Source organism: Propionivibrio sp. (assembly GCF_016790145.1).
Taxonomy (GTDB): Bacteria; Pseudomonadota; Gammaproteobacteria; order Burkholderiales; family Rhodocyclaceae; genus Propionivibrio.
In genome coordinates this window covers 50,701-75,916 of record NZ_JAEUOI010000047.1, presented here as the reverse complement: position 1 = coordinate 75,916, position 25,216 = coordinate 50,701, and the positions used below count along the sequence as shown (strand labels likewise).

The window sequence follows — 25,216 nt, the reverse complement described above, 5'->3', positions numbered from 1 at the left end:
TTTGCAACAGAACGTATCCGTTTGTAGGCCGGAGTGTCCGCCATCAGCTTGCAAAGCCACCGCTCAAAACGTCAATTCGGCCTGATGTTCCGTCCGTTGCTGGCCGGTAGTGTCTTTGGGCCTATGCCAAGCGCGTGCGATTCAGCTATCCCGATCTTCGGCTCGGGTGCGTGACAAACGACGGGCTGCCCAGAAAAATGCCAGAGCGGCACCCGTGGACAGCACCGCCAGCGTGCAGGCCAGCCGTTTGCCTTGCCATAGCCCGGCAAACCATCGATTCAGTTCATCGGCCATGACCGCGGCCTTGCCGCCAAAACGTTCCAGATCATGGCGATAGGCCTTGGATTCATGCGCCAGGATGGGATAGGCCTTCCCATCCACGAATTCATAACCGACAGCGTCGCTGGAGTCATCCGTAGCCATCAGATAGACCGATACGGCGCCCATCAAGCCGGTGAGAAAGATGAAGGCGCCAATCAGATAAAGGCGTATCTGGAGAATTGCTGTCTTCCTGCGCATTCGGACTCCGATCGGCAAATCCCGCCGAGGTTGCGGATACCGATTAATAATCGCCCATCGGCACGCAGGCGCAGAACAGGTTGCGGTCGCCATAGACATCATCGATGCGGTTGACGCTTGGCCAGAACTTGTTGGTGGCGACCCACGGCAAAGGGAAAACGGCTTCCTGGCGGCTGTACGGATGCTTCCAGTCGGCGTCGACGATGTCGGCCTGCGTGTGTGGCGCGTTCTTGAGCGGATTGTTGTCTGATGGCCAGACGCCCTCTTCGATCTTGCGGATTTCCTCGCGGATGGCGCTCATGGCGGCGATGAAGCGGTCGAGTTCGGCTTTTGATTCCGACTCGGTTGGTTCGACCATCATCGTTCCAGCCACCGGGAAGCTGACCGTCGGTGCGTGGAAGCCGTAGTCCATCAGACGCTTGGCGATGTCGATCTCGGCGATGCCGGTGGCAGCCTTGATCGGGCGAATGTCGAGAATGCACTCGTGGGCGACGCGGCCGTTCTTACCGGTGTAAAGCACCGGGTAGTGCGGGCTGAGTTGTGCGGCGACGTAGTTGGCATTGAGGATCGCCACTTCGGTAGCGCGCTTGAGCCCCCTGCCACCGAGCATGGCAATGTACATCCACGAAATCGTCAGGATCGAGGCCGAGCCCCAGGGCGCGGCTGAAACCGCGCCCTGCCCGCGATGCAAGCGCTCGGCTCCCCCCGTAGCCTGTACCGCATGGTCGGACATGAAGGGTGCCAGATGCGCTTTCAGGCCGATCGGCCCCATGCCGGGGCCGCCGCCGCCGTGCGGGATGGCAAAGGTCTTGTGCAGGTTCATGTGGCTGACATCGGCGCCGATCAGACCGGGCGAGGTGAGGCCGACCTGGGCATTGAGGTTGGCGCCGTCCATATAGACCTGGCCTCCGTGCGCATGGACGATCGCGCAGATGTCCCTGACCGCTTCCTCGAAGACGCCGTGCGTCGAGGGATAGGTGATCATCAGGCAGGCGAGATGTGCTGAATGTTGTCCGGCCTTGGCCGTGAGGTCGGCGATATCCACGTTGCCGTTTTCATCGCAATCGACAACGACGATCTGCAGGCCGCACATCTGCGCAGTAGCCGGATTGGTTCCGTGCGCCGATTTCGGGATCAGGCAGATGTTGCGCTGGCTGTCACCCCGGCTGGCGTGATAGCGCGTGATGGCGACGATACCGGCGTACTCGCCCTGCGCTCCCGAGTTGGGCTGCATGCAGAGGGCGTCAAAGCCGGTGATCACCTTGAGCCAGGTTTCCAGCCCGCCGATCATTTCCAGGTAGCCCTGCGCCTGATCGAGCGGGGCGAAGGGATGGATATCGCCAAATTCCGGCCAGGTGACCGGAATCATTTCGCTGGTGGCATTGAGTTTCATGGTGCACGAGCCGAGCGAGATCATCGAGCGATCGAGCGCCAGATCCTTGTTTTGCAGTCGCTTGAGGTAGCGCAGCATCTCGTGTTCGGTGTGATGGGTGTTGAATACCGGATGCGTCAGAATGGCATCGGTGCGCAGCAGCGCTGCGGGCAGTGCCGGGTCGAGCTGCCGGATTTGCGTGTCAAAGGCTTCGATATCCATGCTGACACTGGCGATCAGCTTGATCAGCGCGACCACATCGTCGCGCGATGTTTTTTCGTTGAAGGCAATGCCGAGTACCCCGTGGCCGACCTGGCGGAGGTTGTAGCCGACACCGAGTGCGGCCTGATAGACGGTGAGTGCGCGGGTGCCCAGGTCGAGCTGCAGCGTGTCGAAAAAATGCTTGTTCACTACCGTGATCCCGGCGCGCTTGAGCCCCTCGGCGAGGATCGAGGTCAGCCGGTGGATGCGTTCGGCAATGGCCCGCAGCCCGTGCGGCCCGTGGTACACCGCATACATTCCAGCCAGGTTGGCAAGCAGCACCTGCGAGGTGCAGATATTGGAATTGGCTTTCTCGCGGCGGATATGCTGCTCGCGCGTCTGCAGTGCCATGCGCAGTGCCTTGTTGCCGCGCGCATCGAGCGAAACGCCGATGATGCGCCCGGCCACCGAGCGCTTGTACTCGTCACGGGTGGCAAAGAAGGCGGCATGCGGTCCGCCAAAACCCATCGGCACGCCGAAACGCTGCGCCGAGCCGAGCGCAATGTCGGCACCCATCTCGCCCGGCGACTTGAGCAGCATCAGTGCCATCAGATCGGAGGCTACGGCGACGATGCCGCCGCGCGACTTGACGGCGGCAATCGGGACGGTGAGGTCGGCGACCTCGCCCCTGTCGTTCGGGTACTGGAAGAGCGCACCGAAAACGTCCTGCATCGCCGCTTCTTCGGGTGTCCCGAAAACCAGCTCGAAGTCAAAGAACCCGGCACGCGTCCTGAGCACGTCGATGGTCTGCGGAAAACAATCGGCGTCGATGAAGAAAACATTCGACTTCGACTTGCTCACTCGTCGCGCCATGGTCATGGCCTCGGCTGCAGCCGTCGCCTCGTCGAGCAGCGAGGCGTTGGCGAGTTCGAGGCCGGTGAGGTCGATCACCATCTGCTGATAATTAAGCAGGGCTTCGAGTCGTCCCTGCGCGATCTCCGCCTGATACGGCGTATAGGCCGTATACCAGCCCGGGTTTTCGAGCACATTGCGCAGGATCACCTTGGGCATCAGCGTGTCGTAATAGCCCATGCCGATCAGCGACTTGTTCACCTTGTTCCGACCGGCGATCGCCTTGAGCGCGCCCAGGGCCTCCGCTTCCGGCCGCGCATCGGCAAGCGGCAGCGGGTCGGGCAGACGAATCGCTGCCGGAACCGTCTGCTCGATCAGGACGTCGAGACTGGGCGCACCAATGGCCGCCAGCATGGTGCCGATGTCGGCGGGTGAAGGGCCGATGTGACGGGAGATGAACTCGTCGCGTTGTTCGAGTGCGCTAAGGGGCAAATTCTGTGGCATGGCGTGATCCGGCAAAGTGTATCGGGATGGATTGGTAGTAGGTGCATTTGCTGGTCGGGTTAGCCCGCAGGGCGTAACCCGACGTTCGGTTAACTTGATCTGATGCTGAATTCCATGCTCGTCAGGCGAATGACGGGTTACGCTGAGCTAACCCGACCTGCGAAACTGTGCAATTTATTCGGCGGCGCTGGCGGTGTACTCGGCGGCGTCGAGCAGCGTCTCGAGGTCAGCCACATCGACAGGTTTCATCCTGAACAGCCAGGCGGCGTAGGCGTCCTGATTGACCAGTTCCGGGGCATCGGCAACCGCATTATTGAGCTCGGTGACGGTGCCGGCAACCGGTGCATAGACATCGGCCGCCGCCTTCACCGATTCGACGACCGCCGCTTCCTGTTCGGCAACCAGCACCTCGCCGACATCCGGCAGGTCAATGAAAACGAGATCGCCGAGCAACTCCTGCGCGTGGTCGGTAATGCCAACCGTGATCGTGCCGTCGGCTTCGGCGCGAACCCATTCATGGCTCCGGGTGTATTTGAGAGTGGCGGGGACGTTCATGGCGGGCTCCTAAAAAGTTAGAGGGGGAAGTAACAAAACTCGTCATTCCGGGCTTGGCCCGGAACCCAGAGATGCGCTATTCCGGCTGTCGCGGAAATGAGGATTCAAAATGCTTGTTCGGTACTTCATGAAAATTCCAGGGTGGCGTGATCGAGTTGGCCGGCTTCGATTCGCCGCAGATAAGCAAGAATACGCTCGCCGGTGACAAAGTGACCGTGCGCCTTCATGTCGTGTTCGCGCACGATGGGGAAAGTCGAAAGAATGTACTCGGCGTCTTTGCGGCCCAGACCGTAGAGATGGAAGAACAGCGCGTCGAGGCGGGCCAGGCGTTGGGCGCGATCTTCGGCATTCCAGACGAAGGGCGGCTTGACCTGGCCGTTTTCGTCGACGTAGCCCATGTCGCGGGCGAACGCGGCGAGGTCGTGCGCGGTGTAGGACAGCGCCAGGACTTCGGCGCGGATGAAATCGGCGATTTTGGTGCCGCCGATTTCGGCATCGAAGGCGACGGGGGCGATGACCGGGAGTTGTTCTAGGATGTACCAGCTCAAATGGGTGGTTTGCGCTTTTTGACGAGCAATATAGTCGAACGCCAAACTGTTCAGGTTTGCCAGCAAGAGCGGCGCGGCGGCAATATAGGTAGCTTCGTCCCCCGACTTTTCCGGAAGCAATAAAGGTAAGGTGTTGCCCGCCAGCGCTCCCGGTAGAACCGTAGCGATCATCGTACGGACATCGGTTGCGCGCGCAATGTCGCGGAAACCGATCGACCAGGCACGGGTGTGGTCAGCGCACGATTTGTCGGCGATTATCCAATATTGCGGTTCGGGGAAATGGTCCGGTTCCGCCCTGCGGGCATCCGTAAGGCAGGCACCGAACGCTGCGTTGTGCAGGTTGTCTTCATTGACTGTCACGCTGGCGTGACGGTGTTCGTATTGGTGGATCATGCGTCCAACGTAAAGCGGCCAGGCTTCCTCATTTCCACGAATCCAGCGGTTTAGCGATGTTTGTGCGAACCCCTGCTTTTTCAATGCGCTTCGTGTCAGGAATAGGTGCGAGTCATTGGTCATGTCGAACATGCGTACGTAGCGCAGCGGCCAGACGCGCTTTTCGGTCGAGCCGGAACGGTCGATCAAGACCGGATTCTTGCGGTAAATCCGCATCGTCAGGTCGGCGTCGCACTGGCTGCGGAAGATCGGCGCGGCGCCGGTATTGGGGTTGAGCAGGCGGAAGTCCCTAGCCGAAAGCTCCAGCGAACGCGCCGGGTCGGCCAGCTCGGCGGTATCGTGCAGGTAGAAAGCGCAGCGCGATTGCACGAAGAGGCGCGATTGACCGCCAAAAATCAGCGCGCAGAATTTGAAGCTGGCGTGGATGTCCGGGAAAAAGACCTTCTTGTTCTCGAAATCGAACAGCGCCGCCAGCCTGGCCGCGCCTTGTGCATCGGCCTCGGTCAGCGTACGGAAAAAGTCCGAGGCGCCCTTGTCGGCAGCGATGCCGGAGGGGGTGAGCAGGCCGACGATGCCTTGTGGCGAAACCAGCGCCGTGGCGCGCTCGACAAACAGGCTGTACAGATTGGTGTCGCCGCCAGAGAGCAGCGGGTACTCGCGGCTTTCGCGGACGGCGCGCGCGCCGGATTCGGCGGTATCGCGCGCCACAAGGTAGTCGTGCCAGAGCGGCGTTTTGCGTTTTTCTTCTTTTCCGATCAGCGCCTTGCGGTCGGCGGCGCGGCTTTGCAGGGCGATTTCCGGCTTGCGTTCGGCGAACCATTCGACTTCCTGCATCTTGATGCGATCCCATGGCGGGTTGCCGATTATTGCGTCGAAGCCGCTGATACTGTCGGCGCCCTTGGGCCAGACGGTAGGGAAAGCGGTTTGCCAGTGGAAGAAGCGTTCGCGCCGTACCAGCGTCAGCACTTCGGCGAGCAGCCGGTTGGCGGCGCTTATCGGCGCACTTTCTCCGTCGATTTTACCGGCGGCGATAACGGAGACAAGGTTGTAGCGGTCGGAGAGGAGTTCGCCGAGCGCGAGTCTGAGGTACTGACCCTTTTCGTCGTCTTTCAGCCTGGCGAACTTTGTTTGCGGCCAGCCGGGAACGCGCCAGCGCAAGCCGCGCCAGAAGTCAAGCAGGCCGTGGATCGGAGCCACCAAGGCCGTGGCTTCGTCGGCCAGCCGCTTCGATTCGTGCGCTTCGGCAATGCTGGTGTCGGTCAGGTCGGCGACGGCCTCCAGGCTCTTGGCGGCGATTTGCAGGCGGTTCATCTCGCCTTCCTGGAACAGGGCGCCGAGCGTGGCCAGGTAGTTGCGCACGCTGGCCAGTTGTTCGCCGTGCAGCGAATCGCCGCATTGCAGGTGGTGGTCGAGGAAGGAGAGCGGCGCGCCGACGGTGAAGGTGTGCAGCCACAGACCGACTTTGGCCAGTTCGACGGCCATCGGGTTTTTGTCGACGCCAAAGACGACGCGCTTGAGGATCATGCGGCGGATCAGGTGGCGGTCGTCGAGTTGTCGCAGATCGAGCGTCCAGCCGTGCGTTGCGGCGGCTTGCGCGATACGCCGGCGGATGTCGGCAATGCGGTTGACGATGGGCGAGACCCAGGGCCGGCCTTTTTCTTCGAGATGCGCGGCGAAGGCACATTCGCCAACGTGGCTGGCGGCCGATTGCGCCGCCTCCAGCGTGCGCTCGGCCAGCCAGTCGACCAGCGCGACGAGAAAATGCCCGCTACCCATCGCCGGGTCGCAGATTTTGAGGTCAAGAAAGCGGCTGGCCGGGTCGGCGGCGTCGAGCGCGTCCCATTCGTAAGGTTTGAGCTCGGCTTTCTTGCGGTATTTTGCCAGCAAGCGGTCGAATTCGCCTTGCCGCTCTGTGGTCAGGCGACCGACTGCTTCGTCGAGAATCAGACGCACCAGGGCATCGTGCGTGTAGTAGCTGCCCGAGCCTTTGCGCGCGAAACTGGCCTTGGTAACGAAGAGTTTGGGGCTCCATTGAGGAAATTCACCCTCCTGCTGCAACTTGTATTCGAGTAGCCGTTCATAGACGCCGCCGAGATGGGTGACGGACAGGTCGCGGTAGTTGATGCGCGCCTTGAGCAGGTCGGTACGGCGCGAAAGCGCATCGATGACTGGCGCGAGAGCGGCATCCGGTACTTTCACGCGCGCCAGGATGAACGAGCGTCCGCGCTCGAACAACCCGCCGTTGTAAGGCGGCATGCCCAGCGAGTCGTCGCCTTCGGCAATTGCTGAAAACAGGTTGTCAAGTTTGTACCAGTAATTGGCGATACGGTTGGCGAGCACTTTGCCGCTGTCCAGCGCATCGGCTATTTCGTCGCGCAGCGCCGAGAGCGAATACGGGGCGTAACGCGGGTCCATGATCGGTAACAGGCGGCGGTCTTCGGCGTAAAACAGGAAGAGCAGCCGGTAGAGCAGGATCAGCGCCGCTTCTCGCACTTCGTCGAGATAGGCGGGGGAATATTGCCCGCGCCGGTCTTTTTCGGACTGGAGATCGCCATCGGCCAGCGACTGACAGAGCGCCGGGAAGACATCGGCGAACACGCGCTGGCCGAGCAGGGCGGAAACAGTTTCTTCGTAAAGCCGCGCTTGTTCGAGGGCGATGGCGTGAAAGCTGCGCCGCTGGCTGTCCCACGCTTGCGGCAGGAAGGACGTACGGCCAAAGAAAAGCAGGAAAACCTTTAGCCCGTGGCGCGCTGCGAGTGCGCCGAGCTCGACCTGCGTGCCTGGTACGCCGATCAGCGCGGCGAGGTCGAGTTCGAAGAAATCTTCGGCGCGCGAACGGGCGTCCTGCCAGTACAGACGCCAGAGGCCGCCGTTAGTGAGTATTCCCCATTTGACGGCGCGCTCGCTCATCACGTCGGCGCGTGAGAGGTAGCGCAACATTTGCGAAGACGGCGCTCCGAAATCGCGCCGTTTGCGTGTGTTGCCTCCTTCTTCGCTGCGGTCGAGCGGGCGCAGCCAGCGTTTTGCTTCGAGCAGCGCAATGCCATACCGGGCCCGTTCCGAGTCGCTGACCTTGAGTGCGCTGGCTTTGGCCTGCGGGGTGGCGAAGAGCAGGAAATCGGGTACGTCTTCGCGTCCGCTCAGCGAAAGATTGACCTGCGATAACCAGGCGTTCTCCCAGCCCAGCAAGTCGAGGATCGGTTCGACAAGTTCGCTCTCGGTTTGCGCTTCGTTGAGCGCGCTATTGGCGGAAAACGGCACGAAGTGCGTTTGCAAGGCAACGATGAAGACATCGAGTTCGGTCTCCGGCAGCGAACGCCAGGCCTCGGTCTCCGTTATTCCGCGCAGCAGAAAATCAGAGGAGAAGAGTTGGCCTTCCATCGATTTCCCTTGTCAGGCTGTGCAGGGGTCGAGTAAGGCGATGCCGCAGCCGTCGAAGTCCCGGATGTTGCGGGTGACCAGGGTAAGGTTATGCGCCTGGGCAGTTGCAGCGATGAGCATGTCGGATTGATGGCGCGTAATTCCCTTGCGGCGAAATTCTCCACGCAGAGAGCCACAGCGTTGTGCAATCTCTGGCGTAATGTTCAGCAGGCTGGCGGTACTAAAGTAGGCATTCATGAAACGTTCGATGCGGGAATTCGGATGCCAAGCCAGGCCGAAACGGATTTCTTCGAGCGTGACAGTAGAAACGGCGTGTTCGTTTGCCAGCGCCATCCATTGACTCAGCACCGGATTGGGTCGAGGCCGGGATAGTTCGCTGACAATATTGGTGTCAAGCAGGTAGTGAATCATTCTCGTCATCTGAAGCAAGGCCTTCTTCTTCCATCATCTCGACGAAGGCATTGGGTCGATCCTGGCGCGGCGGTATTTCCAGGCCGTCAAGACCTTCTTCCTCCATGATTTTGCGTAACTCGGCGAACGCATCGAAAAGCGTTTGTGGCTTGGCATTCTGCTCCTTCCAGGCGCGATAGCCGGCCAGGTCTTCGGCGGCGATCACTGCCACCACCGGCTGCTTGTGCTTGTAAATGAGCTGCGGCTCGTGCGCGGCTGCACGAATCACTTCCGACAGATGTTGCTTGGCCTGGGCGACGTTCCAGTTCATGTCAAACTCCTTGTGTCCATTTAACATGATCATTATAGACATTTTTTCGGCATGAAGGGTCAGATCAACGCTTTTCCGTTGCGTACAAAGCAGGGTTTGACCACCCTGGCGCTTAATAGCTTGTCGCGGATCTCAACCTTCACGGTGTCGCCGATCTTCACTCCAGGCGGCAGACGGGCGAGCGCGATCGACTGCTGCAACGTGGGCGAGTAGGTGCCGCTGGTGATCTCGCCTGCGCCCTGCGGGGTGACGACCTGCTGATGGGCGCGCAGCACACCGCGGTCGAGCAGCAACAGCCCGAGAAACTGTTTCTGCTGGGGTGTGGCGAGCAGGGCGGCTTTACCGACGAAGTCGCGTGCTGCCAGAAGATCAACGGTCCACGCCAGCCCGGCATCGAGCGGCGAGACCTTTTCGTTCATATCCTGACCGTAGAGATTCATTCCCGCTTCAAGGCGTAGGGTGTCGCGGGCACCCAGACCGATCGGCTTGACGCCGGCAGCGAAGAGCGCCTGCCAGAGCGCTTCCGCCTTGCTCGCGGGCAGGGTGATTTCAAAACCGTCCTCACCGGTATAGCCGGTGCTGGCGACGAAATAATCGCCGACGGTGACGGCAAAGAAAGGTTTGAGCAGTTCACTGGCGGTGCGGGTTTCAGGCAGTACCTGCCATATCCTGGCCCGGGCGTTGGGGCCCTGAACGGCAATCATCGCCAGATCGCGGCGCGGGATGCAAATCGCATCGAGCTTCCATTCAACGAGATGGGTGCCCATCCAGTCCAGATCTTTCTCGGTCGTTCCAGCATTGATGACCACACGGTATTTGGTGTCATTGATGTAATAGACGATGAGGTCATCAACCACGCCACCGGTTTCGTTGAGCATGGCGCTGTAGAGTGCCTTGCCGGGCTGCTTGAGCTTGTCAACATTGTTGGCGATCAGGCGGAGCAAAAAAGGCCTGGCATCCCGCCCGATAACATCGACGGCGCACATGTGCGAGACGTCGAACATGCCGCAGTCGCGGCGCACGGCGTGATGCTCCTCGATCTGCGAACCATAGTGCAGCGGCATGTCCCAGCCGCCGAAGTCGACCATTTTGGCCCCACACCGGCGATGGGCCGCGTTCAGGGCAGTTTGCTGTGTCATATCAATGCCTTGTAAGAAGGTTCTGAATTTGGTTTCAGAAACAAAAAAAGGGCGAACTCGTCTTGAGTTCACCCCCCTGTCCTTGATACCTGAGAGATTACCGCGCCGGATCGATGCGTTCGATTGCCGGCACGTTGCCCCATCGGTGGGCGCTTCGCAGGAAGCGCCGCTCTCCAGAGTTCATTGCACGAACGGTCCTTTTGCCTGAGCGTTTCCGGGTGGATTGCGCCTTCGGCGGTGGGAATTGCCGGTTTCGCTTTTTACCCACTCTCTCCCATTCGCGGACGAACTATAACGCGAGGATGGTGCGGCTCGCAAGTACGATCAGGAATGTTCGGCTGTGCGCAGTGATGCCCAAGCTCGGAGGCGGCCTGATTCACTGTGCTATCATCGCAGGCTTGATTTTTCATCGATTACTGTCCCCATGCTCAACGCTGATCTGCACTGCCATTCCACCGCATCTGACGGTCTGCTGCCGGCCGCCGAGGTCGTGCGTCGTGCGGCGGAGAATGGTGTCGAACTGCTGGCGTTGACCGATCACGACGATCTGGGTGGTCTGGGAGAGGCGCGAAGCGTCGCCGACGAGCTCGGGATGCGTTTTGTCAACGGCGTAGAAATCTCCATCGAATGGGGCGGTTTGCAGGTGCACATTCTCGGTTTTGCCTTCGCTGCGGATGATGAGGTGCTCAACACCGGTCTGACTTCGATCCGTACCGGTCGGGTCGATCGCGCCCGGCGCATGGCAGCCGAGCTCGACAGGATCGGCATTCACGGTTGTTTCGAAGGGGCCATGCGTCATGCCGAAAACTCGAATCTGATCAGCCGCTCGCATTTCGCCCGTTATCTGGTCGAAGCCGGCGTGTGCAAGGATGTGCGCAGTGTTTTTGAGTCCTATATTGTGCCGGGACGCCCTGGGTACGTCGATCATTGCTGGGTGACGCTGGCCGATTCCATCGGCTGGATACTCGGCGCCGGCGGTATTGCCGCCGTCGCCCACCCCGGGCGTTACAAGCTCTCCCGGCTGGAAATGCGGCATTTGCTTGACGAGTTCAAGAGCCTCGGCGGACAGGCGATCGAGGTCGTGTCGGGCAGTCATTCAGCGGATAACGTTACAGTGTTTGCCCGTCTGGCGCGCGAGTATGGTTTCATGGCGTCGCGCGGCTCCGATTTTCACGGGCCGGGTGAGAGTTATGTCGATCTGGGCAAACTGGCGCCCTTGCCGCAGGGACTGACGCCGGTCTGGGAAGCCTTCTGAGCATGGCACGCTATCTTGTCATCCATCCGGACGATCCGCAGCCGCGCCTGGTCAGTCAGGCGGCCGAGGTGGTGCGGGCGGGCGGGGTGGTGGCCATTCCGACCGACTCCTGCTACGCGCTCGGCTGCCGGCTTGGCGACAAGGAGGCGGTCGAGCGCATCCGCCAGATCCGCGCGGTGGACGAGCGCCACCATCTGACGCTGATGTGCCGCGATCTCTCCGAGATCGCCCAGTTTGCGCGGGTTGACAACACCCAGTATCGCCTGCTAAAGGCCACCACACCCGGCAGTTATACCTTCATTCTCGAGGGAACGAAGGAATTGCCGCGCCGGGTTCTGCATCCCAAGCGAAAGACCATCGGACTGCGCATTCCGGCGCACAAGGTGGCGCTGGCGTTGCTCGCTGAACTCGGCGAACCCTTGCTGACTTCAACCCTGATGCTGCCCGGCGACGAAGAGCCGCTGACCGAGGGCTGGGAGATCCAGGAGCGGCTGGACGATTGTCTTGCACTCATTCTGGATGGCGGTTTTTGCGGTACGGAGCCGACCACCGTTCTCGACCTGACCCGTCTGCCGCCGGTACTGGTCCGCGCCGGGCGCGGACCGCTCGCCCCCTTCGCTCTGGAGTGATCGCCTGATGGATAGTCCTGCGCTGATCCAGACCATCGCCATCGCCGCGCTGCCGGTGATCTTTGCCATTACGCTGCACGAGGCCGCGCATGGCTATGCGGCGCGTCACTTTGGCGATCCGACGGCGTGGCAGGCCGGTCGGATCAGTCTCAATCCACTGCGCCATATCGACCCGGTGGGCACCTTGCTGGTGCCCGGCCTGATTCTGCTGACCAGCTATCTGGCCGCCGGGAGCGCCATGCTTTTCGGCTGGGCGAAGCCAGTGCCGGTCAATTTTGGCCGACTGCGCCACCCCAAGAGCGACATGCTGTGGGTGGCGGCGGCCGGGCCGGCAATGAATCTTGTGATGGCACTTGCCTGGGCGGGGTTGTTCAAGCTTGCCTTGCTCATCACTCCGAACATGTTCAGCCATCCACTGGCGGAAATGAGTGCGATCGGGATCAACGTCAATCTCGTGCTGATGGTACTCAATCTGCTGCCGCTACCGCCGCTCGACGGCGGGCGTATCGCCGTCAGCCTGTTGCCTCATGCGCTGGCCGTGAAGTACGCCCAACTCGAACGATGGGGTTTCCCCATCCTCCTGCTTTTATTGTTTACCGGTATTCTTGGTGACATCATGGGGCCGTTCCTGGCACTCTTCAGAAATCTGATCGTCATGCTCTTTCAATTGAATTAACACCATGTACGCACAACGAGTCCTCTCCGGCATGCGCCCAACGGGTAGCCTGCACCTTGGCCATTACCACGGCGTGCTGAGGAACTGGATCACGCTCCAGCACGATTATCCCTGCCTGTTTTTCGTCGCCGACTGGCACGCCCTGACCACCCAGTACGATGACCCGCAGGGCATCGAGAAGGCAACCTGGGAGATGGTGATCGACTGGCTTGCGGCCGGGGTCGATCCCGCGCAGGCGACGCTGTTCATCCAGTCGCAGGTACCCGAGCACGCCGAACTGCATCTGCTGTTGTCGATGATGACGCCGCTGGGCTGGCTGGAGCGTGTGCCGACCTACAAGGATCAGCAGGAGAAGCTGGAGAGCAAGGATCTGTCGACCTATGGTTTCCTGGGCTATCCGCTGCTGCAATCGGCGGACATCCTGATCTATCGTGCCGACAAGGTGCCGGTGGGCGAGGATCAGGTGCCGCACATCGAGTTTTCACGCGAGATCGCTCGCCGCTTCAATCATCTTTACGGCCGCGAGCCGGGATTCGAAGAGAAGGCGAAGGAGGCGGTGAAAAAACTGGGCAGCAGGAATGCCCGGCTTTACAGCCAGTTGCGTACGCGTTATCAGCAGGAGGGAGAGGCCAGCGCCATCGAGCGTGCGCACGCGCTGTTCGATGCGGCACAGAATCTCTCACTCGTCGAGCGCGAGCGCCTGTCCGGTTATCTCGAAGGAACCGGAAAAATGATCCTGGTCGAGCCGGGCGCGCTATTGACCGAAGCTTCAAGAATGCCCGGCCTCGATGGCCAGAAGATGTCCAAGTCATACAACAACACGATCACGCTGCGCGAGGACGAAGCTTCGGTGACGAACAAAATCAGGCGCATGCCGACCGATCCGGCGCGTGTCCGGCGCCACGATCCGGGCGATCCGGAGAAGTGCCCGGTATGGCAGTTGCACCAGGTGTATGCGGACGCTGCGTGCCGGGACTGGGTGCAGCAGGGCTGCCGCAGCGCCGGCATCGGCTGCCTGGAGTGCAAGCAACCGGTGATCGACGGCATCCTGCGCGAACAGACCCCGATGCGTGAGCGTGCGCAGACCTACCTCGACGATCCGAAGCTGGTGCGCAACATCATCGCCGACGGCAACGATAAAGCGCGTCAATTGGCTCAGGAAACGATGCGCGATGTTCGCCAGGCGATGGGCCTGAATTACAGTTGAACTTAATGAGCGATCCCGCTACCCTCGAACACGCCGCAGAGCCCTGGAGCGAAGGGGTGGAACCGCTGGCGCGGATTTACGGCGAGCCGATGGTGCAGTTGCCGCTCGATCTGTACATTCCGCCGGACGCCATGGCCGTCATGCTCGACGCCTTTGAGGGGCCGCTCGATCTGCTCCTCTACCTGATCCGCAAGGCCAATGTGAATGTGCTTGATATTCCGATGGCGCCGCTGACCGTGCAGTATCTGACTTACGTCGAGGCCATGCGCTCGCACAATCTTGAACTGGCGGCCGACTATCTGGTGATGGCGGCGATGCTGATCGAGATCAAGTCGCGCATGTTGTTGCCCAAGGCCAGGGTGGTTGAGGGCGAGGCCGTCGAGGATCCGCGCGCCGAACTGGTTCGCCGCCTGATCGAGTACGAACAGATGAAGCTGGCGGCGCACCGTCTTGACGAAATGCCGCAGGCCGAACGTGATTTCGACTGGGTTGAGGTATGGGTGGAAAAATCCATGCTGCAGCGCTTGCCCGAGGTCAGTGCCGAAGACCTGAAGAATGCCTGGGCTGTCATCCTGCGTCAGGCCAGGCTGCATACGCATCACCTGATTCAGCGCGAGGAACTGTCGGTGCGCGAACATATGGGTCTGATCCTTCGTCAGGTACGCGACAGCGGCGGCTTTGTCGAGTTCGTTGCCTTGTTCGATCCGACGCAGGGCGTTCAGGTGCTGGTGGTACACTTTCTGGCGATGCTTGAACTGGCACGCGAGCATCTGCTCGAAATGACGCAGGCCGAGGCATTTTCTCCGATTTACGTGAGGTTGGCTGATGGACGAGTTGAACATTGATTCAAATACAAATTCGAGCACCACTCAGAATCCACCGGATAGCCCCGACGCCCTGAAAAACGTTCTTGAGGCGGTGTTGCTTGCGGCGCAGCAACCCTTGACCGTGAACGAACTGAGAAAAGTCTTTGTCGAGGAAATTGGCGCCGATGTCTTGCGTGTGCTGCTTGACCAGTTGCGCGCAGAATGGGCTGAACGACCGCTGGAACTCATCCAGTTGGCCAGTGGCTGGCGCTTCCGAACGCGTGCCGAATTCCTGCCTTACCTGGAACGACTCAACCCGGAAAAACCTCCAAAGTACTCCCGTGCCGTACTCGAAACCCTGGCCATCATTGCCTATCGTCAGCCGGTTACGCGCGGCGACATCGAGGATATCCGCGGTGTTTCAGTAGCCACCCAAATCATCAGGGTGCTTGAAGAGCGCGGCTGGGTCGATGTCGTTGGCCATCGCGATACGCCAGGGCGCCCGGCACTGCTGGCGACGACCAGGAAATTCCTCGACGACCTCGGATTGCGCAGTGTCAGCGAATTGCCACCCCTCGAAATGATCAATCAAACGCTGGAACTGGCTGATGCCCAATAAGACCCATAAAACTCCGTTTCGAGCACCGACTGGCGCGCCGCGCCAGCCACGCACTGCGGCAGATTTTGACACCGCAAGGACGCCCCGAGCGGTGGAGGAAGGCGCGGCCAGGCCCAAAGCCCGCTCGATGCCGCGTGCCACTGCGGCGGACCCGTCGAAGCGCAGCCGGCACAAGGAACTGCCGGGAAAGCCCGAGCGCCTGCACAAATTGCTGGCGCAAAGCGGCGTCGGTTCGCGGCGCGAGATGGAAGCGCTGATTGCCGAAGGACGCGTCAACATCAATGGCGAAACGGCACAGACCGGCCAATCGGCCAGCCCGGGAGACCGCATCAAGGTCAACGGCAAGCTGGTACATCTGAAATTTTCCAACCGCCTGCCACGCGTAATCATTTATCACAAACCCGAAGGCGAGATCGTTTCACGCGACGATCCCGAGCATCGACCGAACGTCTTCACCTCGCTGCCCAGGATGTCCGGCGGGCGCTGGGTTGCCGTCGGTCGTCTCGATTTCAATACCAGCGGCCTGTTGCTATTTACCACATCCGGTGATCTCGCCAACCGGCTGATGCATCCGCGCTACAACTTGGTTCGCGAGTACGCCGTACGTATTCTTGGCGAGTTGGCCGACGATGCGCGCCAGCGCCTGCTTGACGGTATCGAACTCGACGATGGCCTGGCGCAGTTTGCCACCTTCCAGGAAGCGGGTGGCGAGGGGGCCAATCACTGGTATCGCGTTTCACTTTTCGAAGGTCGCAACCGCGAGGTACGACGCCTGTTTGAAGCGGTTGGCGCCGTGGTCAGCCGCCTGATTCGCGTACGTTACGGCCCGTTCATCCTGCCGCCGAACCTCAAGCGCGGTCAGGTCATGGAGATTGGCGAAGCCGACGTGCATAAGCTGCTAGCCGATTTCGGCATGGACGATCCGGCGCCGGGCCGCCCGGTGCATAAGCCGCGCGAACGCTGAGTCGATCAGGAGATGATGAGAATCAGAGATTTACGTCGGCTTCAAATTTCGTTATAATCCGGCGGTTTTTCCGCTCGCCCCTCAGGGGCAATTATTTCGGGGATGGGCTTTCGCCCATTTTTTATTTGTAGCCATGGATTTGCATCAACTTGTCGATAAAACGGTGACCGGTCTCGGGTTCGAACTCGTGGACGTCGAGCAGAGCCCGCGCGGCCGCGTGCTGCGTCTTTTCATCGACAAGCCGGATAAGCCGGGCGGTATCGATGTCGAGGATTGTGCGCTGGTCAGCAACCAGTTAACGCGGGTGCTTGCTGTCGAGAATGTTGATTATGAACGTCTTGAAATTTCTTCTCCCGGTCTTGACCGGGTACTGAAGAAGCCGGAAGATTTCGAGCGTTTTTGCGGCTCGGAGATCAATCTGAGGTTGCGCCTCCCGCTCAGTGGCCGGCGAAATTTTAACGGCGTTGTGCAGGGTGTGCAGGACGGCAAGTTACGCCTGACGATAGATACGGGCGAAGTGGTGCTGGATCTTGGCAATATCGACAAGGCCCGGCTGGTTCCAAGGTTCGACAAGAAATGATCAGGCTGGATCAGGGGGTAGTAAGAATATGAGCCGCGAAATTTTGCTGCTGGTGGATGTGCTGGCGCGCGAGAAAAACGTGAGCAAGGACATCGTCTTCGGTGCACTTGAATTGGCGCTTGCGTCAGCGACCAAGAAGCGCATTCACGACGAGGCCGATGTCCGCGTTGTTGTCGATCGAGAAACCGGCGATTTTGAGTCTTTCCGCCGCTGGGAGATCGTGGCCGACGCCGATTTCATTCACGAGGCTCAGCATATCCCGCTCTCCGAAGCCCAGAAGCAGGATCCTGATGTAGAAATCGGTGATTATCTCGAAGAGACTCTGGAACCGATTGATTTCGGGCGAATTGGCGCTCAGGCGGCCAAGCAGGTGATTCTGCAGAAAATCCGCGATGCCGAGCGCGATCAGATTCTCAATGACTTCCTTGAGCGCAAGGAGCATCTCGTTACCGGAACCATCAAGCGTATGGAACGCGGTAATGCCATTATCGAGGCCGGCAAGATCGAGGCGGTACTGCCGCGTGACCAGATGATCCCGCGCGAGAATCTGCGCGTCGGTGACCGCATCAAGGCTTTTCTGCTGCGTATCGACCGTGCCGCCCGTGGCCCGCAACTGATCCTGTCGCGCACGGCGCCCGAGTTCATCATCAAGCTGTTCGAGATGGAAGTGCCGGAAGTCGATGACGGCCTTCTTGAAATCAAGGCCGCCGCCCGCGATGCCGGCATGCGCGCCAAGATTGCCGTCAAGTCCAATGACCAGCGTGTTGATCCGATCGGTACCTGCGTCGGCATGCGCGGCATGCGTGTCACGGCAGTAACCAACGAACTGGCCGGCGAGCGTGTCGATATCGTGCTGTGGTCGGCTGATCCGGCAAAGTTTGTCGTCGGTGCACTGGCGCCGGCCGAAGTGCTTTCGGTGATCGTCGATGAGGACCGGCACAGCATGGATGTCGTCGTTGATGAGGACAATCTGGCGATTGCCATCGGCCGTGGCGGTCAGAACGTTCGCCTGGCCTCCGAAATGACCGGCTGGACAATCAATCTGATGACCGAAGAAGAGTCGCAGACACGCGTTGAAGCCGAGTCTGCCGCGATTCGCGTGCTGTTCATGGAAAAGCTTGATGTCGATGAAGAGGTGGCCAATATTCTGATCAGCGAAGGATTCTCGACGCTGGAAGAAGTGGCCTACGTTCCCCTGCATGAAATGCTTGAGATCGAAGCCTTTGATGAGGCTACTGTCCAGGAATTGCGTGATCGCGCACGAAACGTTTTACTGACCGAGGCCATCGTTACCGAAGAACAGATCGACGATGTGGCCGAAGACATGCTTGCCCTGGAGGGAATGGACAAGCCGCTGGCCGGCAAGCTGGCCGGAAACGGTATCAAAACGCGCGACGACCTGGCGGATCTGGCTGTCGACGAACTCACTGAAATGACCGGTATCGATGTTGATCGTGCCAAACAACTGATCACCACGGCGCGTGCGCACTGGTTCGAGTAAGTAGAAAAGGATTCCACATGGCGCAAACAAGTGTTGCCCAATTTGCCACCGACCTCAAGATGCCGGCGGCGTCGCTGCTCGAGCAGTTGCAAAAGGCCGGTGTTGCCAAGAGCAAGGCGGATGACGTTCTGTCCGAGCAGGACAAGTCGAGACTGCTCGATTATCTGCGTCGTTCGCACGGCGTCGGCGATGCCAAGACCAAGATTACCCTGACGCGCAAGGAAACCAGCGAGATCAGATCGCAGGACTCGCACGGAAAGTCGCATACGGTTCAGGTTGAAGTGCGCAAGAAGCGGGTGCTGGTCAAGCGTGATATTCCAGAACTTAGGCCGGAAATTCAACCTGAGGTTCGCCTCGAAGTAGCTCCAGCACCGGAAATCCAGGTCGTTGTGCCGGAGCCGCTCGTTGAAACCCTCGTTATTGAAGCACCTGTCGAATCCGTCGTTGAGACGAAGTCCGGTTCTGGGCCAGTAGTGAACGCCACTTCGGCCACCGAGGTCAAAGCAGAAGTACCTGGCGAAGCAAGGGCCGGCACCAAGAAAGTTGTGACACGCGCTTCGATTATTGGCGAGGAACAACAGAAGCTTCGCGCCGAGGAAGAACGGCGCAACGCCGAACTGCGGGCACGTCAGGAAGCCGAGTATTTGTACAAGAAGCAACATATCGACGATCTGGCACGCCTGAAAATTGAAGCCGAAGAGAAAGCTGTCGCTGCACGCGCCGCCGAAGCCGCCAAAAAGGTTGCTGTACAAACTGCAACTGACAAGCCGGCGGATGACAATACCCTGCACAAGCCGGTAGCCAAACCCGGTGCGTCCGACAAGAAATCGGCCGACAAGAAGGGGCAGTGGAAGAACGAGGGCGCCAACAAGCGACAGGGGCTGAAGACGCGTGGTGCGACAGGTGGCACGGGCTGGCGTGACAACAAGCATGGCAAGCGCAGCACGCGTGGTACCGAGACCGATGAGGCGCATTCCTTCCAGGCACCTACCGAAGCCGTGGTGCACGAGGTACATGTGCCGGAGACCATTTCGGTTTCCGATCTGGCACACAAGATGACGGTCAAGGCCACTGAGGTCATCAAGACCCTGATGAAAATGGGTTCGATGGTAACGATCAACCAGGTGCTGGATCAGGAAACGGCGATGATTATCGTCGAGGAAATGGGCCACAAGGCCTTTGCCGCCAAACTTGACGATCCCGATGCCTTCATTGACGATACGGCGCATCATGACGCGCCGCTACTACCGCGTGCCCCGGTGGTCACCGTCATGGGACACGTCGACCACGGCAAAACCTCGCTGCTTGACTATATTCGTCGTACACGGGTGGCCTCCGGTGAAGCGGGCGGCATTACGCAGCATATTGGTGCCTATCACGTCGAAACCGAGCGTGGTATGGTGACCTTCCTCGATACGCCGGGGCACGAAGCGTTCACGGCGATGCGCGCACGCGGTGCCAAAGCGACTGACCTTGTTATCCTGGTCGTCGCCGCCGACGACGGCGTCATGCCGCAAACGAAAGAGGCCATTCACCACGCCAAAGCGGCGGGTGTGCCGATCATTGTCGCGGTCAACAAGATCGACAAGCCGGAAGCCAACCCCGAGCGCGTCAAGCAGGAACTGGTTGCCGAGCAAGTCGTTCCCGAAGAGTACGGCGGTGACGCTCCCTTTATTTCCGTTTCCGCCAAGACCGGTGTGGGAATCGACGAACTCCTCGAAAATGTCCTCCTCCAGGCCGAAGTGCTTGAACTGAGAGCGCCCAGGGAAGCGCCGGCGAAGGGTTTGATCATCGAGGCGCGTCTCGACAAGGGACGCGGGCCAGTGGCGACCATGCTGGTGCAGACAGGAACCCTGCGTCAAGGTGACGTGTTGCTGGCCGGTCAGGTATTCGGTCGTATCCGCGCCATGCTTGATGAAAATGGAAAGTCGATCAAGGAAGCCGGGCCCTCGATCCCGGTCGAGATTCTTGGCCTCTCGGATGTGCCGGCTGCCGGTCAGGAGGCCGTGGTTCTTGCCGACGAGCGCAAGGCGCGAGAAATCGCACTCTTCCGCCAGGGCAAGTTCCGTGACGTCAAACTGGCCACCAAACAGGCCGCCAATCTCGAGAATATCCTTGACCAGATGACTGAAGCCGAAGTCAAAACCCTGGCGCTGATCATCAAGGCCGACGTGCAGGGTTCACAGGAAGCCCTTGTTCAGTCCTTGCAGAAGCTTTCAACCGACGAGGTCAAGGTCAATGTCATTCACGGAGCTGTGGGTGCCATCAGCGAGTCCGACGTGCATCTGGCGCAAGCCTCCAAGGCGGTCATCATCGGCTTCAACACCCGTGCCGATGCCGGTGCGCGCAAGGCGGCCGAGAGTGTGGGCGTCGATATCCGTTACTACAACATCATTTACGATGCGGTTGATGAAGTGCGGGCTGCGCTCTCAGGCATGCTGTCGCCCGAAAAGCGGGAAGATGTCACCGGTCTGGTCGAGATTCGCCAGGTCTTCCGTGCCACCAAGATCGGCACCATCGCCGGCTGCTATGTGCTCGAAGGCCTGGTCAAACGGAGCTCGCGTGCCCGTCTGTTGCGCGACCATGTCGTTATATGGGACGGTGAGTTCGAGTCGCTCAAGCGTTTCAAGGATGATGTAAAGGAAGTCCGTTCCGGGTTCGAATGCGGCCTGTCGCTGAAAAATTTCAACGACTATCAGGAAGGCGATCAACTGGAAGTGTATGACGTGACGGAAATCGCCCGGACGCTGTAAGTGACGATCAACAAGAGTTTTGCGCGCAAGGACCGGGTTTGCGAACAGATTCGCCGCGAACTGGCGGAACTGATACGCACCGAACTGAAGGATCCACGCGTTGGCATGATCAGCATCACCGAGGTTGAGGTGACGGCGGATTATGCCCACGCCAAGGTGTTTTTCAGCACCCTGGCCGGCAGCGAACATCTGCCGGAGGTGATGACTGGCTTGCAGAAGGCCTCGGGTTTCCTACGTCGTGAACTGGGCAAGCGCATCAGCATTCACATGACACCGCAATTGCATTTCGTGTTTGATCAATCGCTCGAACGCGGAGCCGAGCTCTCCCGGCTGATCCAGGAAGCCGTGGCGATTTCGGAAGCCTCTGATCCGACGCCTGAAACCGATCTTGGCGACAGGTAGCAAACGCACCTGGCAGCGCGTCGACGGCGTACTGCTGCTCGACAAGGCGAGTGGCATGACATCCAATGCGGCCTTGCAAAGTGCGCGCCGTTTGTACTCTGCTGCCAAGGCCGGGCATACCGGAACACTGGATCCGCTGGCCACAGGTTTGCTGCCGCTGTGTTTTGGCGAGGCCACCAAGTTCTCGTCGGATCTGCTCGACGCCGACAAAACCTACGAAGCTGAACTACTGTTCGGCGTGACGACCGATACCGGGGATGCCGAAGGCGCTGTTTTGCAACGTCGCCAACCGCACTTCGGACGGTCAGAACTGGAAGCGGCCCTGCTGCGCTTTCGCGGCCGGATCAGTCAGGTTCCCCCAATGTATTCAGCGCTCAAGCGCGATGGTCAACCCCTCTATCGGTTGGCAAGGCAAGGCATTGAAGTCGATCGTGAAGCCCGCGCGGTCACCATCAACGAATTGTTGCTTCTCGGTTTCACCGGCGATCGCTGCCGTTTGCGCGTCACCTGCAGCAAAGGAACCTACATTCGTACGCTGGCCGAGGATATTGGAAATGCGCTTGCCTGCGGTGCTCATTTGACGGCTTTGCGACGGATTTCGGTTGGTTCGCTTCAGATTGCCGATGCGCTCACCCTGGATCGACTCAATGCGCTTTCCGAAGCAGATCGTGCCCAGTGCCTGCTGGCGCCGGATGCCCTGTTGCAGACGTTACCTGCAATCCATCTCGACAGTGAGGCCACGCTGCGGTTTTCTCACGGCAATCCGGTCAGTATCGCGGGTCCCGACACGGCAATGCAGGGAAAGTGCCGGGTGTATGGCGAGCATCGTTTGCTCGGTCTGGGTGAAGCCGACGCTTCAGGAAAAGTGCATCCGCGCCGCCTGGTGTGCGCCTGATCGCGATACGCCAAGCTTGTCGGCCAACGCGTGAACAGGCTATAATCCGCGGCTCGCTTCGCCAAGCGATTATCCTGTTCATTAACCTGGCGTGTGCTCTATCAAACTGGGGCTGCGCCATTTTCACGAAAGAGAGTTTGACATGGCGATCAATGTTGCGCAAAGAGCGCAGATCATGAGCGATTACCAGCGTAGCGCGGGTGATACCGGTTCCTCCGAAGTCCAGGTGGCTTTGCTCACCGCGCGTATCAATGACTTGACCGCTCACTTCAAGGAGCACGTCAAGGACCATCATTCACGGCGCGGGCTGCTGCGCATGGTCAGCCGTCGGCGCAAGCTGCTCGACTACCTGAAGAGTACGAACGCCGATTCTTATCGTGCGCTGATTCAACGTCTCGGCCTGCGTAAGTAAGCCTGTCTGCCGAACCGCAGTGCGGTCGGGAGTGCAGAAGAGTCGAGTGGATGACAGCGGCCAGCCCCTTGTGGGCTGTGCCGCTGTCTTTGCTGCTTTTTGCCATTTTGGCGCGTTGTTGAATTGCGTACCGGTGTCGTGGGTACGTAAGTTGAACTATTGAGAGAGGGAATAATGTTTACTATCGTCAAGAAAACTTTCGCTTATGGTGCTCATCAGGTTACGCTGGAAACCGGTGAAATTGGCCGTCAGGCCGGTGCAGTCATCCTCGTCACCGTCGATGACACCGTCGTTCTGGTCTCGGTGGTCGGCAACAAGTCAGCCAAGCCGGGACAGGATTTTTTTCCGTTGACCGTCGATTACATTGAAAAGACCTATGCGGCCGGCCGCATTCCCGGTGGTTTCTTCAAGCGTGAAGGCCGCGCGTCGGAAAAGGAAACACTGACCTCGCGTCTGATCGACCGTCCGCTTCGCCCGCTCTTTCCTGAGGGTTTCTACAATGAAGTACAGGTGGTGGCGATGGTGGTTTCGCTCAACCCCGAGATCGATCCGGATATCCCTTCGATCATCGGTGCTTCTGCCGCCATGGCTGTTTCCGGTATCCCGTTCGACGGCCCGATCGGTGCGGCCCGTGTCGGTTATATCGACGGCCAGTATGTGCTTAACCCGACGCAGAGCCAGCTCAAGAGCAGCCAGCTCAACCTGGTCGTCGCCGGAACGCAATCGGCGGTGCTGATGGTTGAATCGGAAGCCGACATATTGTCCGAGGAAGTCATGCTCGGTGCCGTGGTATACGGCCATGACCAGATGCAGGTTGTCATCAACGCCATCAACGAACTGGTTGAAGAAGCCGGCAAGCCGGAGTGGGACTGGGCGCCCGCAGCCAGGAATGAAGAACTGGCCGGCAAGCTCAACGCCCTGGTTGAAGCCGACCTGCAGGACGCTTTCCGCATCACCAGCAAGCAGCAGCGTACCCAGCGCATCCATGATATTTCGAGCAAGGCGATTGAAGTGCTGAGCGCGGGCGATAATGCGCCTGATGCCAACACCATCAAGAATCTGTTCTTCGAGATCGAAGCCAAAATCGTGCGTAGCCGCATTCTGGCTGGCGAACCGCGCATAGACGGTCGCGATACGCGTACCGTGCGCCCGATTGCCATCCGTTCGGGCGTATTGCCGCGCACCCACGGCTCTGCGCTATTCACGCGCGGCGAAACGCAGGCGCTGGTTGTAGCCACGCTGGGTACCGGCCGTGACGAGCAGATCATCGATGCCCTCGCCGGTGAATACCGCGAGCGCTTCATGCTGCACTACAACTTCCCGCCCTATGCCACGGGTGAATGCGGTCGCATGGGTACGCCGAAGCGTCGCGAAATCGGCCATGGCCGTCTCGCCAAGCGGGCCATGATCGCCGTTCTGCCGAAAGCGGAAGACTTCTCCTACACCATGCGTGTTGTCTCCGAGATCACCGAATCAAATGGTTCGAGCTCGATGGCTTCGGTCTGTGGTTCTTCCCTGGCGCTGATGGATGCCGGTGTGCCGCTCAAGGCGCATGTGGCCGGCATCGCCATGGGTCTGATCAAGGATGGCAATCGTTTTGCCGTTCTCACCGACATCCTGGGCGACGAAGATCACCTCGGCGACATGGACTTCAAGGTCGCCGGCACCGATTCGGGCGTCACCGCGCTGCAGATGGACATCAAGATTCAGGGCATTACCAAGGAAATCATGCAGGTGGCGCTGGCTCAGGCCAAGGAAGCGCGTCTGCATATCCTGGCCCAGATGCAGAGCTTGTCTTCCGGCCCGCGTGAAGAAGTATCGACCTACGCACCTCGCCTTTACACGATGAAGATCAACCCGGAGAAGATTCGTGACGTGATCGGCAAGGGGGGCGCCGTGATTCGCGCCATCACCGAGGAAACCGGCACCACCATCGACATCAAGGAAGACGGTTCGATCACCATTGCTTCAGTTAGCGGTGACGCCGCCAAACAGGCCAAGGCTCGCATCGAAGCGATCACCGCCGAAGTCGAAGTGGGCAAGGTTTACGAAGGGACTGTACTCAAGCTCCTCGACTTTGGTGCCATCGTCAGCATCCTGCCGGGACGCGACGGACTGCTGCATATCTCGCAAATCGCAAACGAGCGCGTCAATGCGGTTGCCGACTACCTCAAGGAAGGCCAGAAAGTCCGCGTCAAGGTGCTCGAAGCAGACGAAAAAGGACGCGTGCGCCTGTCGATGAAGGCGGTGAGCGTGGAAGAGGGCGGTGCGGCCGCCGTGCCGGCTGCCTCGCATCAATAAGTAATTTTTCGCCGGGTGACAAAAAGGACGC

21 protein-coding genes and 2 riboswitches are annotated in these 25,216 nt (G+C 59.8%); of the genes, 14 read left to right on the top strand and 7 right to left on the bottom strand.

The genetic code is table 11. The annotated features are described in order from the left end of the window. Positions 1 to 141: 141 nt before the first annotated feature. The 7 genes from JNM42_RS04590 to gcvT all read right to left on the bottom strand — a co-directional run bounded on the left by JNM42_RS04590 (position 142) and on the right by gcvT (position 10,185). Positions 142 to 519 (bottom strand): hypothetical protein, encoded by a 378-nt coding sequence (locus JNM42_RS04590; RefSeq protein WP_294266864.1) that lies wholly within the window; start codon positions 517 to 519, stop codon positions 142 to 144. Between the two features lie 43 nt (positions 520 to 562). Beyond that, a complete protein-coding gene (gcvP, locus tag JNM42_RS04585; protein ID WP_294266859.1) occupies positions 563 to 3,448 on the bottom strand; it encodes an aminomethyl-transferring glycine dehydrogenase in 2,886 nt (961 codons plus the stop codon). Positions 3,449 to 3,622: 174 nt separating this feature from the next. Next, the gene (gene gcvH / locus JNM42_RS04580; RefSeq protein WP_294266857.1) at positions 3,623 to 4,003 is read right to left on the bottom strand and encodes a glycine cleavage system protein GcvH; all 381 of its coding nucleotides are present in this window, start codon (positions 4,001 to 4,003) and stop codon (positions 3,623 to 3,625) included. A 125-nt stretch (positions 4,004 to 4,128) separates the two neighbouring features. Continuing rightward, positions 4,129 to 8,325 (bottom strand): hypothetical protein, encoded by a 4,197-nt coding sequence (locus tag JNM42_RS04575; RefSeq protein WP_294266854.1) that lies wholly within the window; start codon positions 8,323 to 8,325, stop codon positions 4,129 to 4,131. Between the two features lie 12 nt (positions 8,326 to 8,337). Next, the gene (locus JNM42_RS04570; RefSeq protein ID WP_294266851.1) at positions 8,338 to 8,745 is read right to left on the bottom strand and encodes a type II toxin-antitoxin system VapC family toxin; all 408 of its coding nucleotides are present in this window, start codon (positions 8,743 to 8,745) and stop codon (positions 8,338 to 8,340) included. Next, positions 8,717 to 9,046 carry a type II toxin-antitoxin system prevent-host-death family antitoxin gene (locus JNM42_RS04565; RefSeq protein WP_294266848.1) on the bottom strand — a complete coding sequence of 110 codons (330 nt, stop codon included), beginning with the start codon at positions 9,044 to 9,046 and terminating at the stop codon, positions 8,717 to 8,719. The genes JNM42_RS04570 and JNM42_RS04565 overlap by 29 nt, the downstream gene beginning before the upstream one ends. 59 nt (positions 9,047 to 9,105) lie before the next feature. Further along, positions 9,106 to 10,185: a glycine cleavage system aminomethyltransferase GcvT gene (gcvT, locus tag JNM42_RS04560; protein ID WP_294266845.1), complete on the bottom strand. Its 1,080-nt coding sequence runs from the start codon at positions 10,183 to 10,185 to the stop codon at positions 9,106 to 9,108. 74 nt (positions 10,186 to 10,259) lie between these two features. Then, positions 10,260 to 10,364: riboswitch (glycine riboswitch) on the bottom strand. A 3-nt stretch (positions 10,365 to 10,367) separates the two neighbouring features. Beyond that, positions 10,368 to 10,472, bottom strand: a riboswitch (glycine riboswitch). Positions 10,473 to 10,609: 137 nt separating this feature from the next. Between gcvT and JNM42_RS04555 the strand changes: the two genes are divergently transcribed. The 14 genes from JNM42_RS04555 to pnp all read left to right on the top strand — a co-directional run bounded on the left by JNM42_RS04555 (position 10,610) and on the right by pnp (position 25,185). Beyond that, positions 10,610 to 11,440, top strand: a complete 831-nt coding sequence (locus JNM42_RS04555; protein ID WP_294266842.1) for a 3',5'-nucleoside bisphosphate phosphatase — start codon at positions 10,610 to 10,612, stop codon at positions 11,438 to 11,440. A gap of 2 nt (positions 11,441 to 11,442) precedes the next feature. Next, the gene (locus tag JNM42_RS04550) at positions 11,443 to 12,069 is read left to right on the top strand and encodes an L-threonylcarbamoyladenylate synthase (RefSeq protein WP_294266839.1); all 627 of its coding nucleotides are present in this window, start codon (positions 11,443 to 11,445) and stop codon (positions 12,067 to 12,069) included. 7 nt (positions 12,070 to 12,076) lie between these two features. Then, positions 12,077 to 12,745, top strand: a complete 669-nt coding sequence (locus tag JNM42_RS04545; RefSeq protein ID WP_294266832.1) for a site-2 protease family protein — start codon at positions 12,077 to 12,079, stop codon at positions 12,743 to 12,745. A gap of 4 nt (positions 12,746 to 12,749) precedes the next feature. Next, positions 12,750 to 13,952 carry a tryptophan--tRNA ligase gene (locus tag JNM42_RS04540; RefSeq protein WP_294266829.1) on the top strand — a complete coding sequence of 401 codons (1,203 nt, stop codon included), beginning with the start codon at positions 12,750 to 12,752 and terminating at the stop codon, positions 13,950 to 13,952. A gap of 5 nt (positions 13,953 to 13,957) precedes the next feature. Then, a complete protein-coding gene (locus JNM42_RS04535) occupies positions 13,958 to 14,797 on the top strand; it encodes a ScpA family protein (protein WP_294266826.1) in 840 nt (279 codons plus the stop codon). Beyond that, the gene (gene scpB / locus JNM42_RS04530; protein ID WP_294266821.1) at positions 14,778 to 15,377 is read left to right on the top strand and encodes an SMC-Scp complex subunit ScpB; all 600 of its coding nucleotides are present in this window, start codon (positions 14,778 to 14,780) and stop codon (positions 15,375 to 15,377) included. The genes JNM42_RS04535 and scpB overlap by 20 nt, the downstream gene beginning before the upstream one ends. After that, positions 15,367 to 16,341, top strand: coding sequence for a pseudouridine synthase (locus JNM42_RS04525; RefSeq protein WP_294266817.1), 975 nt, complete (start codon positions 15,367 to 15,369; stop codon positions 16,339 to 16,341). Before scpB ends, JNM42_RS04525 begins: the two co-directional genes overlap by 11 nt. Before the next feature lie 133 nt (positions 16,342 to 16,474). Next, positions 16,475 to 16,921, top strand: a complete 447-nt coding sequence (rimP, locus tag JNM42_RS04520; RefSeq protein WP_294266808.1) for a ribosome maturation factor RimP — start codon at positions 16,475 to 16,477, stop codon at positions 16,919 to 16,921. Between the two features lie 28 nt (positions 16,922 to 16,949). Next, positions 16,950 to 18,422 carry a transcription termination factor NusA gene (nusA, locus tag JNM42_RS04515; RefSeq protein ID WP_294266805.1) on the top strand — a complete coding sequence of 491 codons (1,473 nt, stop codon included), beginning with the start codon at positions 16,950 to 16,952 and terminating at the stop codon, positions 18,420 to 18,422. Positions 18,423 to 18,439: 17 nt separating this feature from the next. Next, positions 18,440 to 21,175 (top strand): translation initiation factor IF-2, encoded by a 2,736-nt coding sequence (gene infB, locus JNM42_RS04510; RefSeq protein ID WP_294266802.1) that lies wholly within the window; start codon positions 18,440 to 18,442, stop codon positions 21,173 to 21,175. Between the two features lie 6 nt (positions 21,176 to 21,181). Then, positions 21,182 to 21,577, top strand: a complete 396-nt coding sequence (gene rbfA / locus JNM42_RS04505) for a 30S ribosome-binding factor RbfA (protein ID WP_294266899.1) — start codon at positions 21,182 to 21,184, stop codon at positions 21,575 to 21,577. Next, positions 21,564 to 22,472: a tRNA pseudouridine(55) synthase TruB gene (gene truB / locus JNM42_RS04500; protein ID WP_294266800.1), complete on the top strand. Its 909-nt coding sequence runs from the start codon at positions 21,564 to 21,566 to the stop codon at positions 22,470 to 22,472. Before rbfA ends, truB begins: the two co-directional genes overlap by 14 nt. Before the next feature lie 142 nt (positions 22,473 to 22,614). Then, positions 22,615 to 22,884: a 30S ribosomal protein S15 gene (rpsO, locus tag JNM42_RS04495; protein WP_294266797.1), complete on the top strand. Its 270-nt coding sequence runs from the start codon at positions 22,615 to 22,617 to the stop codon at positions 22,882 to 22,884. Between the two features lie 174 nt (positions 22,885 to 23,058). Beyond that, the gene (pnp, locus tag JNM42_RS04490) at positions 23,059 to 25,185 is read left to right on the top strand and encodes a polyribonucleotide nucleotidyltransferase (protein WP_294266794.1); all 2,127 of its coding nucleotides are present in this window, start codon (positions 23,059 to 23,061) and stop codon (positions 25,183 to 25,185) included. Positions 25,186 to 25,216 lie beyond the last annotated feature (31 nt).